Origin of the sequence: Sulfuricurvum sp., from assembly GCF_030691015.1 — a bacterium.
Lineage (GTDB): Bacteria > Campylobacterota > Campylobacteria > Campylobacterales > Sulfurimonadaceae > Sulfuricurvum.
The window spans coordinates 78027-91153 of record NZ_JAUYFF010000010.1; the positions used below are offsets into that span (position 1 = coordinate 78027).

The following is a 13127-nucleotide window of genomic DNA, read 5'->3' on the forward strand; positions in this document are numbered from 1 at the left end:
ACAAAAGTATAACGACTTAACACTAATGTAACACTTCTTTCTTACAATTCTTCATATTTACTTAAGGATTAAAAGTATGAAGAAATTTAGCCTCCTCTCGTTGGCTGCTGTTGCTGCACTTGCCACTGAACCTGTTACTATCCAAAAAATCACCGTTGAAGCCTCTGCCCCTAAAGCTGATGGTAAAAACATCGTTGCCGATGAGATGGTCAAATTCTCTCGCCAATCCGATCTGGGAGAAATGCTCTCAGGTTCGCTCCCGGAAATCACCCACGTTCGTACCAGTGCCATCGGTAACGATATTGTATTACGCGGTTTCAAAAAAGATAATATTAATGTGACTATCGACGATGCAAAAATCTGCGGTGCATGTCCAAATCGTATGGACCCTCCTGCGATGCACGTCTCTTCCAGCCAAATCGCAGAGGTAGAAGTGCAAGAAGGTCCGTTTGACGTTACTCAGTTCGGAAGCCTCGGAGGGGCGATTAACGTCGTCACGAAAGACCCGTCCAAAGGTCTGCACACAGAAGTTTCCGCAACCCTTGGAAGCTATGATTATCGTAAAATTTCTACCACGGTAGAGGGGGGTAATGATGTTGTTCAAGCTTTGATCGGATATAGCCGTGAAACCAGCGGCCAGTATAAAGACGGCGACGGCAAAACCTTAACACAACAAGCAGACAATGCGTCAATGGCCGTACAGCGTTATTCAACGGCACATAAAAACGATGATGCCTACGAACGCGAAAACTTCTGGGCAAAAATTGTCGGAAATATCAGTGATAATCAAAAGCTGACCCTCAGCTACTTCGGTGACCGTGCTGATAACGTCCTCTATCCTCGTTACGGAATGGATGCCCTCAAAGATGATACCGACATGTTCAAAGCCAAATATCAGCTCTTTGCTTTGGGAGAATACTCGGATGAACTGAGCATCGAAGCCTATCATTCGAAAGTCGAGCATGACATGGGGAACGATTTTAGAGCCTTTATGGCCTCCAGTGTTTCTTTGGTTGATGCAACCATCAAAGGGGTACGTGCCGAAAACACTGCCTCTATTGCCGAAACGGAGATCACATTCGGTCTTGATCTCTCTAAGCGTAATTGGAACGGAACCAAAGGGACCCGTGCTAACCCTTACACGATAATCCAACTCCCCGATGCCGATACCGAGAATATCGGTGTCTATGCAAAAGCACTCAAAACACTTGGTTCGCTTGATCTAAGCGGAGGTCTTCGCTATGACGATACTACCATTGATGCGGATCAATCATTAACCGGAATGTCAACGACTAAAGACCGCGATTACACGAATGTCAGCGCCAACGTATTGGGACGATACCACTACAGCGCAAATGGTAACTTTTTCGTCGGTGCGGGACAATCCTCTCGTGTCCCTGATGCACGAGAACTCTATTTTGCCGGAGCCGGCAATACAAACCTCAATGAGACGATTAACCGCGAAATTGATATGGGAATAGAACATACACTTGGGAATTTACACCTCAAAGGGACACTGTTCTACAGTGATTTAAAAGATTATATTTATGCCTACAAAGTAGTTGGGTCTACTACCTCATTTGCAAACATTGACGCCCGTATTGTCGGTGGAGATATTACGGCCGATTACGCCCTTAATAAAGAGTGGACTATCGAATCGGGTGTTGCCTACCAAAAAGGGACCAAAAAAGATGTTGCTCAACTCGATTCTCTAGCAACCCTAGCGCAAACAGATAAAGACCTCGCGGATATCCCGCCGCTTAAAGGACGTGTAGCACTTGTGTTTGATGACTCAAAAAACTACGCTGAAGCCGAGTTAATTGCCGCCAGACACCAAACGTATGACGTAAACAATGGTGAACAGGCGATTGGCGGATACGGTATCCTCAATCTCAAATACGGCACTGAACTGGGTAACGGTTTCTCTCTAACTGCAGGAATCAATAACTTCTTTGATCGCACCTATGCTGTGAGCAACAGCTATATCGGGCTAACCACAATTATGGAAGGAGCGCAACCTCTTGTTCTTAACGAACCGGGACGCAACTTCTACACTACCCTTAGTTACAAATTCTAATCTCAAACTGTTTCGTCATTTCCCGCATTAGTGCGGGAACTACAATTTATTCTCTAAGAACCATCCGAAGCCGAACATTAACCCCGGTGTTTTGGCTTTGGTCTCATCCATTGAAAATGCTTTCGCTTCACACACAGGTAGCTCAATCACTTCAATCGATTCGACACCTACACCGCCACCCTCATTTACACGCATCATTTCATTCACACTAGCATAATAAAGGGTCTGTACCGATCCTGCAAATCCTACTGCCGTATAAAAAGAGGTTATTCGCTCTATCTTCTCCAGCGGAACATGATATCCGCACTCTTCAAGTATCTCTTCGTGAGCAATCTCAACTAATGATTTATCTTTATCGATGATACCGGCACACAACTCATAGGTATAACCGTCATTGTTTTTAAGATACACAGGGGGACGGAACTGCCGAACGACAACAAGCGCTTCATGCTCTTCATGGTACAAAAGGATTGCTACACTGTCATGCACGTCCACCATATCCCATACTTTGGAAATACCGGTTTGGGAATATTTTATCCGTTTCGGTTTCACAAAATCAGAGTTTTCACACGGTACGATCGTGACATCGGTAATCATCATTACTCTTTAAAAAGGTTTCGGTTTAAACGTCTGAGAGTCAACATAATAGGTTTCATGAAAATCAAAATACGGTTTACGTAACGGTTTCTCTTGAAGCGCTTTTCTAAACTTTCTGTCCATTTTATCCCGAATAGCAATAAACGTTCTACGCTCTTTTCCGCTAAAGCCTTCGGTTTTTTTCTTCATAACACCTAACGGATCAATAGCCGTACTTCCACGATACATTCCAAAATGAAGATGCGGGCCGGAAGAGAGTCCCGTATTACCGACATATCCGATCATTTCACCTTGTTTTACTTTCATCCCTGAATGTATCCCTTTTTTAAACGCTTTTTGATGAGCATAAAGACTGACAAGACCATTGTCATGACGTATTTTTATCGTTTTTCCATAACCGGTTGAATAGCCGGCGAAGCTCACACGTCCCTCTCCGGTAGAGAGGATAGGGGTTCCGGGTCGCGCTCCGAAATCAACCCCCAAATGGGCACGATAACGGTGAAGTACCGGATGATAACGGCTCTTTGTAAATCGAGAGGTTATACGAGGATTACGCATCGGAAGTTTAAACAAAAACTTCTCATACTGTCCCCCTTTCTCATCGTAAAAACGACCGTCACTGTGGCGATAAACGCGGACACGCTTTCCATTAATTTCAACCATTGCCCCATGCACTTCCGGCATTGAAAACGGTTTTCCCAAACGATATTTTTGTGTGTATACCATAATGATAGGATCACCTTTTTTGAGCCCTTTACGAAAATCGACCTTCCCTTTAAACATTTTGACAAAAATAGAGGCTAAATTTTTCGATCCGGTTGTTTTCAAAATATCATCATAAGGGATTGTTTGAATAGGGACATAAAGGGTTTCCGTATACTCTTCACTCACGATCGGAATGACTTTCGTTTCATACCGTCGTTTCGGAGTAAGATAAATCTGAAGCTGCAGTTCATCATTGACCGGAATCAAAATTTGATGAATAAAATTTTTATTATCAACGACCATTTGGCAATTTGCGCTGTAGGGGATATCTTCGGTAAGTTTTTGATCCTCTTTATCGAGGTTGTAATAGACTCTTAAGGGGAGTTTTTTGCGCTCTAAAAAGGTAAGAAAACTTTCACCGTCTTTCCATTTAAAATGTTTAACGGTGCCGCCAAAAAGGAGAAGGGGCAATAAGAGTAATGCAAAAAAACGACCCATTCCTATCCTTGACCAAAATACACATTACGAAAGTGAAAAAGATTTAAATGATAGCAAAAATTCCATTTACAAAGAGGTGTTTGGCTATAATCATTCCTATATACTTTACCAAAAGGTTACCATGATGCGCATCTGGATTATTACTCTTATCGCTTGTAGCGTCTTAAACGCTTCCTCCATCACTGCTCCTTTACTCGATATCAAAGAATCTCGCGCAACGATAGTAGCTGAGAATTTACGTGAGGGGATGAGCGGTTTTATCGTTCGAAAATTTGATGCCACTCACAGTACCATTATTGCCAATGCACGAGTCGAAAAGACAAATCCTGCCAACAACCGTGCCATACTGCAGCTCAGCGAATACAGCGGACTACGCCAAAACGCTCTTCCCAACGGTAACTGGACACCAAAACCATCCGATATTGCCATATTAGCGTATGATTATGAGCGTGCTCTTTTAATCGCCCCGAATGATGATACCTATGATGCTATTACTAAAAGTATCTCCGGTGTTGAATGGATTCACCCCGACAACTATGCAACATTTCTCTCCTATGAAGGGCATCAAACCCCTCTAGTCGATGATTTCAAACGCTATTGCACCGCCAATTCAGTTGGGTTGCTCTATATCCAAAGTGCGAATCATCTTTTTACCCTCGATTGCAAAAGTTTTACGGTGCTCCAAACTGCCTCATTTGCCAAGGTATCAGAGAAAGAACAAACTCCTTTTTACACCCGTATTCCAACGATCCGAGGAGCATGGTGGGGAGAGGGAAGTTCCAGCTTGGACAGCTATGAACCTTACTATCTTGAAGAGATCGCTTTAAACAATTCAAAAAACAAAGAACTATATGAGCTCTACAAAGCAAAATTTAGCGATAAAAGCGCACTATTACACAATTTTGATCTGAAGGAATAACGATGCTCGCATCCGGTGCCATCGACTTTTTTACCAACTTACTCGGCCAAGAAAACGTCTACAGCGACAAAGCGCATCTCATTGCCTACAGCTACGATGCGACACGAGAGCGTTTTGAGCCGGAAGCGGTTCTTTTTCCACGTCACGAACAAGATGTCAGCGATATCTTAAAATATTGTAACGAGCACCGAATCGTTATCGTCCCTCGCGGTGCGGGAAGCGGATTTACCGGCGGAGCCCTCCCCTCATCCGGCGGGATCGTCTTGGCGTTCGAAAAACATATGAATAAAATCCTCGAAATCGATATGCAAAACATGGTGGCTATCGTCCAGCCGGGTGTCGTCAATATGGAACTCCAACGTGCCGTTGAAGAGGTGGGGCTTTTCTATCCGCCCGATCCGGCAAGCCAAGAGTACTCCACTATCGGTGGAAACGTTAACGAAAATGCCGGCGGTATGCGCGCGGCCAAGTACGGTATTACCAAAGACTACGTTATGGCAATGCGGGCGGTACTCCCAAACGGCGATATTATCAAAGCAGGCAAACGGACGATTAAAGACGTTGCGGGCTATAACATCACGGGGATTTTGATCGCGTCTGAGGGGACATTGGCCGTTACGACCGAAGTAACCCTCAAACTCCTCTCTAAACCAAAAATGACCAAAACGGCAATGGGTATTTTCCCAACCGTTCATACAGCGATGGAAGCAGTCTATAAAACAATGGCCAGCGGCGTCACTCCCGTAGCTATGGAATTTCTCGATAACCTCACTATCCGCTCCGTAGAACAGGTCTATCATAAAGGGCTTCCGACCGAAGCGGGTGCTATATTGGTTACCGATGTGGACGGTAATCTCGAAGAAGATCTCGATTTTCAACTCTCAATAATCCAAAAAGTCTTTCAAGAAAACGGCTGTAGCGAATTTAAAATCGCCCAGAATAAACAAGAAGCAAGCGATCTTTGGTTTGCACGCCGCAATGCTAGCCAATCGCTCTCCGTGTATGGAAGTAAAAAGATCAATGAAGATGTCACGGTACCTCGCTCCGCTCTTCCTGAACTGCTTGAAAAATTTGATGCTATTGCCAAAAAATACAACATTAATATCCCATGCTTCGGTCACACCGGTGATGGAAATGTCCACACCAATGTCATGGTGGATGGAAAAGATCCTGAGCAGGTCAAAATCGGCTACGAAGCGATTCGTGAAGTGTTCCAAGCCACTATTGATCTCGGCGGAACGTTGAGCGGTGAACACGGTATCGGGTTGGCAAAAGCCCCTTATATGTCGATGGCATTTACCCCTGAAGAGATGGCACTGTTTCAATCTATAAAGCGGGCATTTGATCCGAATAATATCCTCAACCCTTCAAAAATGGGGCTTGAATAAGTGCTAAATCTTAAAGCAACGCTTCGGCATATCCGTCTTTTTTTCCTGATGCTGTTTGATCAGGAAATTACGGTATATGCTTCGAGCCTGAGCTTTTACACCATATTTACCGTTGTACCTCTTTTGATTATCTCCCTTAGCCTCATCGCAAACGTTCCGGTATTTGAAGAACAATACGCCAAAATCCAAATCTTTATTTTTGATAATATCATGCCGGTACAAACGGCGGCTATTGCAGGGTATCTTGAATCTTTTTTTCAAAATTCCGTACAACTGGGAATAATCGGTTTTACCACAATGATTATCTCTTCACTTCTATTTTTTCAAAACTTTGAACATATTGTCGGTAAAATTTTTAAAGTTTCAAACCGGGGAATTTGGGATGCTATTACCACCTATTGGACCCTCATCAGTCTTACCCCCATTGTCCTTATTGCTTCAATGAGTTTAAAAGCCTATTTGGAATCTCATGTCAGCGGATTTGCACTCAAAGCCTTTTCGATCTTCCCCTTTTTGCTCCTTTGGGGAATCTTTTTCCTGATTTACAAAATTGCTGTAAACGCAGAAGTTTCCACGAAAGCAGCAGGAATCAGTTCCTTTGTTGTTGCCGTTGTCTGGGGATTAGCAAAAAACAGCTTCATCCAATATGTCTTTTACAACAAAACCTACGCGACGATGTACGGCTCTTTCTCCGCACTTATCTTTTTCTTTTTATGGATCTATGTATCATGGATTATCGTCATCTACGGAATGAAACTATGCTATCTGATAAACCGCGCTGCCCAGCGTGAACATTCCCAAAACACCTAAAACCCAAAAAGCCTCTTTTCGCCACATCGCCCCTAAAGCCAATACAACGCTAAATATTCCCATCCACATAGGGATTACGACCTTATTCATATCTCCTGATTCAAACATTTTGAGCAGATAGGGATCAAACCAATCTCCCCACGGCGTAACATGGAGTACTAATACAGCCGGATAATAAAGATTAAAAAGCAATGCAAGAGGAATCGAGCCGATATGCCACCATCCAAATGTCCCAAAAATAGAAAGCGATATAGGTAGTAATACCAAATAGCACCAGATATGGAGTGCCAAAAATATCTGCCAAGGCTTCCAATGCTCATAATAACGGATAAAAATAAAGATCGAAAGGACTCCGAAGGAGGAGAACCAAAACCCTAAAGAGAAAAACAGTGTGGGGAAAAAAGCAAGCAGCACACCGACGGTAATCGAGAGTGTTTGCAGTGAAACAATCTTTATCCCCCGATCATAAAGCCAATACCCCACCGCAATCATCCCGAACGCCCGTACCATGGGGGGAATAAATTCCAATGCCCATAGATATAAGAAGAGTAGTCCCAAAACCATAAAGAAAAGATCACGATTGCCGTGGCGGTAAGGGAAATAACGGTTTTGTAACCACCCATAAGGGCGGCGGAGGATAAAATAGGCGATTAATGAAATAATTCCGTAGTGATAGCCGCTAATGGAGAGGATATGACTAAGCCCCATTGCACCGACTAATGCCTGAAATTCCTGCGACATCGGGGTGGCCACAAACAATGCTCCATAAAGCTCCCTCATCCATTGATCTTCATGGACGGATGCGATACGACGATACCATTGCTCTTTAAGACTCAAGGAGGGATACACTTCGATGATAGTGCCGCGCGTGTGCATCCCTTTTAAAAAATCTAAAAAGGTCACTTTCGCTACCTGAAGTTCCACTTGAACATCCCGTCCCCTCAGATCGCGCAGATAAGGGCTCATCGCGGCTCGAACACTAGCGCCGTTTTCGAGCCGAAGTTTCATAGAGGTCTTAGGCACATCACCGATCAGCCGCACCTCTTGATCGATCACTTCGGCTCGTATAAGCGGATCATCAAAGGTTTTGAGTTCAGTAAATTGATAGTATTCATACGAAAGGGAAAAGGAGGCGATAAAAAGGAGAAAGAGAAAAAAGAGCGAGCCGCTTTTGTAATCAAAAAGATCGACACGCTCCAGTTTATTCATCAGATAATCGGCATCGATACCGTTTCATCATTAACGTTCATCGTCGCACTTTTCATATCGATACTCTCATAAACGATCTGCGCGGCACCGAATGTCGGTTTATCGACAAAGCGGGTGAATTTTTTCTGGAACATCAGTTTGACATGCCCCGTAGGACCGTTACGCTGTTTACCGATAATGATCTCGGCTTCCTCTTCCTCTTTCTCGACATATTTGGAGATAAACTCTTTTCCCGCGCTTATCGCCTCTTTCTCCCGCTCTTTTTCCTCTTTGTAGAGGTAAACGTCATTACGGTAGACGAAGAGGATGATATCGGCATCCTGCTCAATCGACCCTGATTCACGGATATCGCTGAGCATCGGACGCTTATCGGAGCGTGATTCGAGACCACGGTTGAGCTGAGAGAGGGCGACGATAGGGATTCCGAGTTCACGCGCCAACATTTTAAGCCCACGCGAAATCTCACTCACTTCAAGGTGACGATCTTTTCCCCCCGTCCCATTCATGATTTGGAGGTAGTCGATAACGGCGACTTCGATCTCAGGATGACGGCTTTTGAGTTTACGGAGTTTGGAACGGAGCTGATGGATATTGATGGAGCCGTGATCGTCCACGAAGAGCTTGGATCGGCGCATCTTATCGACCGCATCGTTTAGCTGTTTGTACTCCTGAGGATTCATATCCCCGACACGAAGACGCTGTAGCTGGATCGAGGTTTGGACACTCAAAAGACGCAACATGAGTTGCTCTGCCGGCATCTCCAGTGAGAAAAAAGCAACCCCCTTCCCTTTATCAAGAAGATTTTGAACCATATTGAGGGCAAACGAGGTTTTCCCCATTGCAGGACGGGCGGCGATAATGACCAAATCCCCTTTACCGAATCCGGTCGTCATTTTGTTCAGTTCGGCATATCCCGTATCAACACCGACGAGGACGGAATCGCCCCGTGCTTTCATCTCTTCAATATACGCTAACGTCTCATCGGCGATGGAGGGGGCATCTTTGAAATCGGTTGCTTGAGAGTTCTGAGTAATTTCATAAAGCTTTTGTTCAACCAAATCGACAACATCGCTTCCACTGAGTTCTTCTTCGAGAGCTACCCGCTTGATCTCAGTTGTAAGGGTGATGAGATGACGCTTTATCGCTTTGTCTTTGATCTCTTGAACGTACGCTTTAGTATTGGCGATCGGATTGGCGGTAAGAATATCGACCATCACCCGCTCATCGAATTTAGCTTTTGAGGTCAGTTCTTTACGAAGAAACTCTTCATCGATTGGGAGATCCCGATGGGCTAAGCTCATCATAGAGCGGTATATCTCCTGATGTGCCGAAAGGTAAAAATCCTCAGGAGTTAAAACCGCATCAAATTCATCAAACTGAGCCGGATCAAAAATGATGGAGCTGAGGACGGAGCGCTCAAATGCTAAATTGTATAACGATTCTTCCATTTAGTCCTCTTCCTTAGCCATTTTTTCCACCTCTTCGACAAAACGATCGACGAGTTTATCTTCATCAAGGCGTGCAACGACTTCGCCGCGCACCATTACCAATCCCGAGCCTTTACCGTAGGCGATAGCTACATCCGCATGCTTCGCTTCTCCGATAGCATTAACGACACATCCCATCACCGAGAGGTCAAGTGGCTTTTTGATATGTTTTGTCCGCTCTTCGATCACCGCTACCGCAGAGACCAAATCAGCCTCTATCCGTCCACACGTCGGGCAGGAGATAATATTCGGGCCCTCTTTGGCAACACCGCTGTCTTTGAGGATGGCACGACCTACTTTGATCTCCTCTTCGAGTTCCCCCGTGATAGAGACCCGCATCGTATCGCCGATACCCTCCAGTAACAACGTTCCCAATCCGATAGCACTTTTGATCGTCGCATGAAAAATCGTTCCCGCCTCGGTCACACCCAAATGAAACGGATAGTTATTTTTTGGACGGAGAAGGCGATACGCTTCGACGGTGCGCTGAACGTCACTTGCTTTGAGAGAGACTTTAATATCGGTAAATCCCAGATCTTCGAGGTATTTGATGTTGTACTCGGCAGAGGCCACCATCCCCTCAGCAGTTGCACCGTAACGCTGTTCAAACTCTTTTTCCAAACTCCCCGCATTAACCCCGATCCGTATCGGAATATTACGCTCTTGGCACGCTTTTACGATTTCGCGAATCCGTGATTTCTCCCCGATATTTCCGGGATTAAATCGGATACAATCCGCCACTTCCGCCGCAATGAGCGCGAGCTTATAGTTAAAATGGATATCGGCAACGAGGGGAAGGGAAATCTGCTCTTTGATCGCTTTAAGGGCACGTGCGTCTTCCTCATCAGGAACGGCAACACGGACGATATCGCATCCGGCGAAATGGAGACGATTGATCTGTTCAACCGTAGCGTTTACGTCTGCTGTGCGCGAATAGGTCATCGACTGCACTGAGATGGGTGCATCTCCGCCGATGGCGACATTTCCGACAAAAATCTGTTTGGTTGGATAGCGTGTTATCATTGGGCGATTATACCACAATTACGTGAACTCGATAGGATCCATATCGATCTCGCAAAGCGGTGATTTAACATGCTTTATCGCACGGATAAGATCGGTACTTTTATCGCTTCGCAATAAAATTTGGAACCTATATTTATCGGCGATCTTCTCAATAGGAGAAGCCCCGTATCCGACAATTTGTACATTAGCCATCTGCTCGATTTGCTGCAGTGCCCTCTCCATTTCACCTTTTGCTTTCATGCCGTTTTTATGGGCATAAAGAAGCCGTGAGAGCTTTTTACTCGGGGGATAGCGCCCCGATCGTATTCGCATCTCATCGATCAAAAATTTCTCATAATCATCAAGATAATCGCGAAAAAATGACTCATTAAAACTCTGTACTAAAACGAGAGCATCTTGCTTTCGTCCGCTTCGCCCCGCAATCTGCACCAGAAGCGATAATGCCTTCTCCCGTGCACGGTAATCGCTTTGGGAGAGGAGATTATCGATCCCCATCACGACTGCGAGGGTGATATCGTGATAATCATGCCCCTTAGAGAGCATCTGCGTCCCCACCAGTAAATCGATCTCGTGTTTATTAAACGCTTCGAGTACTTTAATCAGCTTATTTTGCGTCGTAATGATGTCACGGTCAAACTGCTGTACACGCAGATTCTCACTCAGTTTTCCGAAATGCTCTACCGCCTCAGCCGTTCCGAGCCTTGCGGTACGAAGTGCGCCGCTTTGACATTTCGGACACACTTTCGGCACTACTTCAGTGTAGTTGCAGTAGTGACATTTCAGGGCGCGTGAGTTTTTATGTTGGCTCATTCCGACACTGCAAAACGGACACTCCACATGGTACCCGCATGACTCGCACACCGTGTATTTGAAATTAGCTCGGGTCGGTATAAATACGATCCCCTGATGTGCAGAAGCAAAATTTTCCATCACCGCACCATCGATTGAAGGGGTTAACGCTTCCAATGAGGGTTCAAACACAAACGTCCGTTTGGATTCAAAATATCCCCCGCGAAGTCGAAAAAACGGATATTTTGCATAGCTCGTCAGCGAGGGGGTAGCACTCCCTAGCACAACGGGGATTTTCAGTAGCGTGCCGACATAGACTGCCATATCCCGTGCATTGTAGCGGGGACGGGAAGAGGATTTATAACTCTCATCATGCTCTTCATCCACAACAATCAGTCCCAAATCCCGAATCGGTAAAAAGAGTGCCGAACGGGGGCCTACAATAATATGAGCCGAACCGTTATAGATTTTTTCCAACGTCACTTTTTTTTGTTTCGGAGTCATTTTCGAATGCCATAGCACTACTGATTCACCGAAATGATTTTTAAATCGCGTCTCCATTTGAGGGGTTAGCGAGATTTCAGGAAGAAGCAATAAACACCGCTTCCCCTCACTGAGTATTTCATCCATACGGGACATATAGATTTCGCTCTTCCCCGCCCCCGTATCCCCGAATAACAGTGATACGTTATGAGCGCGGATAAAGTCGAGGGCTTGAGCTTGTGCAGATGAGAGGGTGATATTGAGAGAAATTTTGTCATCCCGAACTAGATTCGGGATCTCAGATTGCGGATCGAGTCCGCAATGACATTGATAGGGAACAAATAAGTTTAGTGCTTCTCCCAATGAACACCCATAATACTCCGCCATAAACTGCGCATTCTGAATTTGGGTATCGGAATAAAACAGATCGCTTATTTCACCTATCGGCTGTGTCGTAAAAGCGGGTTCTTCGCATTGCGCGATAATAACTCCACGCATACTACGGTTAGAGAGGGTTACTTCAACTTCACTCCCTATAACAAGGGGAGTTTGTGAATGATAGGTAAGGGAATCTAGAGGGGAGCCTAGAAGAGCAATTTGATAAAAAAACACTGCTATTATTAGTCAATCAACTTTCTACAAAGACTTTCTGACTTAGTATTACCGACATTGTCACATCCGAATCTACCACTCGTACTATTGTAATCAAAGTTGATATCAGTGCCCATCACATGAAAAATATAACGCCAATTCCCATTTACTTTCGCTACCGTATTATCCCAATGACCTTCAGAACTATTCTGTGTTGCGATACCATATTGTAAAAGAGCATTTTTTGCTGTTCCATTGTTATCGAATAGGATAGATTTATCACCGGCAACACCGCTATGAAGTTGATTGATATATCGAGTACTTCCTTGCAATAAACGGGTTTGCCGTTCACTCACAATCGCTGCACGTATGGCGGCTACATCACTACGACCTCTTACTAACTGTGCATCATCACGAGTAGCAGCGAATTTCGGTATGGCTATAGCCGCAAGTATACCCAATACCACGATAACAAATACAAGTTCAATCATGGTAAAAGCAAAACGTTTCATAATTATAATCCTAATTGTCCTGATTTTTACGATTGTCCT

General features: G+C 44.8%; 11 protein-coding genes. 4 read left to right on the forward strand and 7 right to left on the reverse strand.

Features of this window, described 5'->3' with window-relative positions; translation table 11 throughout:
* Positions 1-76: 76 nt before the first annotated feature.
* On the forward strand, positions 77-2077 hold the full coding sequence (locus Q8O20_RS07780) for a TonB-dependent receptor (RefSeq protein WP_305530706.1): 2001 nt from the start codon (positions 77-79) through the stop codon (positions 2075-2077).
* 39 nt (positions 2078-2116) lie between these two features.
* On the opposite strand, the gene Q8O20_RS07785 is transcribed toward Q8O20_RS07780, so the two are convergent.
* Entirely contained in the window at positions 2117-2674 is a 558-nt protein-coding gene (locus tag Q8O20_RS07785; protein ID WP_305530823.1) for an NUDIX hydrolase, read from the reverse strand.
* A 9-nt stretch (positions 2675-2683) separates the two neighbouring features.
* A complete protein-coding gene (locus Q8O20_RS07790; RefSeq protein ID WP_305530707.1) occupies positions 2684-3877 on the reverse strand; it encodes a peptidoglycan DD-metalloendopeptidase family protein in 1194 nt (397 codons plus the stop codon).
* Between the two features lie 121 nt (positions 3878-3998).
* Here Q8O20_RS07790 and Q8O20_RS07795 point away from each other — a divergent pair, with 121 nt between their 5' ends.
* Genes Q8O20_RS07795 through Q8O20_RS07805 form a run of 3 tightly spaced genes read left to right on the forward strand, consistent with a single transcriptional unit; the run spans position 3999 to position 6994 of the window.
* Positions 3999-4796, forward strand: coding sequence for a plasminogen-binding N-terminal domain-containing protein (locus Q8O20_RS07795; RefSeq protein ID WP_305530708.1), 798 nt, complete (start codon positions 3999-4001; stop codon positions 4794-4796).
* A 2-nt stretch (positions 4797-4798) separates the two neighbouring features.
* The gene (locus Q8O20_RS07800) at positions 4799-6184 is read left to right on the forward strand and encodes an FAD-linked oxidase C-terminal domain-containing protein (RefSeq protein WP_305530709.1); all 1386 of its coding nucleotides are present in this window, start codon (positions 4799-4801) and stop codon (positions 6182-6184) included.
* On the forward strand, positions 6185-6994 hold the full coding sequence (locus Q8O20_RS07805; RefSeq protein ID WP_305530710.1) for a YihY/virulence factor BrkB family protein: 810 nt from the start codon (positions 6185-6187) through the stop codon (positions 6992-6994).
* Here Q8O20_RS07805 and Q8O20_RS07810 read toward each other — a convergent pair.
* From Q8O20_RS07810 to Q8O20_RS07830, 5 genes are read right to left on the reverse strand one after another with little or no spacing between them, the layout of a single operon-like run.
* Entirely contained in the window at positions 6941-8203 is a 1263-nt protein-coding gene (locus tag Q8O20_RS07810; protein WP_305530711.1) for a ComEC/Rec2 family competence protein, read from the reverse strand. The genes Q8O20_RS07805 and Q8O20_RS07810 overlap by 54 nt on opposite strands.
* On the reverse strand, positions 8203-9651 hold the full coding sequence (locus Q8O20_RS07815; protein ID WP_304739823.1) for a replicative DNA helicase: 1449 nt from the start codon (positions 9649-9651) through the stop codon (positions 8203-8205). The genes Q8O20_RS07810 and Q8O20_RS07815 overlap by 1 nt, the downstream gene beginning before the upstream one ends.
* A complete protein-coding gene (ispG, locus tag Q8O20_RS07820; RefSeq protein ID WP_305530712.1) occupies positions 9652-10713 on the reverse strand; it encodes a flavodoxin-dependent (E)-4-hydroxy-3-methylbut-2-enyl-diphosphate synthase in 1062 nt (353 codons plus the stop codon). It abuts the gene before it with no gap.
* Between the two features lie 18 nt (positions 10714-10731).
* Complete coding sequence (locus Q8O20_RS07825) at positions 10732-12597, reverse strand: primosomal protein N' (protein ID WP_305530713.1); 1866 nt, start codon at positions 12595-12597, stop codon at positions 10732-10734.
* Positions 12598-12605: 8 nt separating this feature from the next.
* Entirely contained in the window at positions 12606-13088 is a 483-nt protein-coding gene (locus tag Q8O20_RS07830) for a type II secretion system protein (RefSeq protein ID WP_305530714.1), read from the reverse strand.
* Positions 13089-13127 lie beyond the last annotated feature (39 nt).

Coding starts and splice junctions, on each gene's coding strand:
- Q8O20_RS07790 (WP_305530707.1), bottom strand. CDS start 3,877: ATGGGTCGTTTTTTTGCATTACTCTTATTGCCCCTTCTCCTTTTTGGC.
- Q8O20_RS07780 (WP_305530706.1), top strand. CDS start 77: ATGAAGAAATTTAGCCTCCTCTCGTTGGCTGCTGTTGCTGCACTTGCC.
- Q8O20_RS07785 (WP_305530823.1), bottom strand. CDS start 2,674: ATGATTACCGATGTCACGATCGTACCGTGTGAAAACTCTGATTTTGTG.
- Q8O20_RS07800 (WP_305530709.1), top strand. CDS start 4,799: ATGCTCGCATCCGGTGCCATCGACTTTTTTACCAACTTACTCGGCCAA.
- Q8O20_RS07815 (WP_304739823.1), bottom strand. CDS start 9,651: ATGGAAGAATCGTTATACAATTTAGCATTTGAGCGCTCCGTCCTCAGC.
- Q8O20_RS07810 (WP_305530711.1), bottom strand. CDS start 8,203: ATGAATAAACTGGAGCGTGTCGATCTTTTTGATTACAAAAGCGGCTCG.
- ispG (WP_305530712.1), bottom strand. CDS start 10,713: ATGATAACACGCTATCCAACCAAACAGATTTTTGTCGGAAATGTCGCC.
- Q8O20_RS07795 (WP_305530708.1), top strand. CDS start 3,999: ATGATGCGCATCTGGATTATTACTCTTATCGCTTGTAGCGTCTTAAAC.
- Q8O20_RS07830 (WP_305530714.1), bottom strand. CDS start 13,088: ATGAAACGTTTTGCTTTTACCATGATTGAACTTGTATTTGTTATCGTG.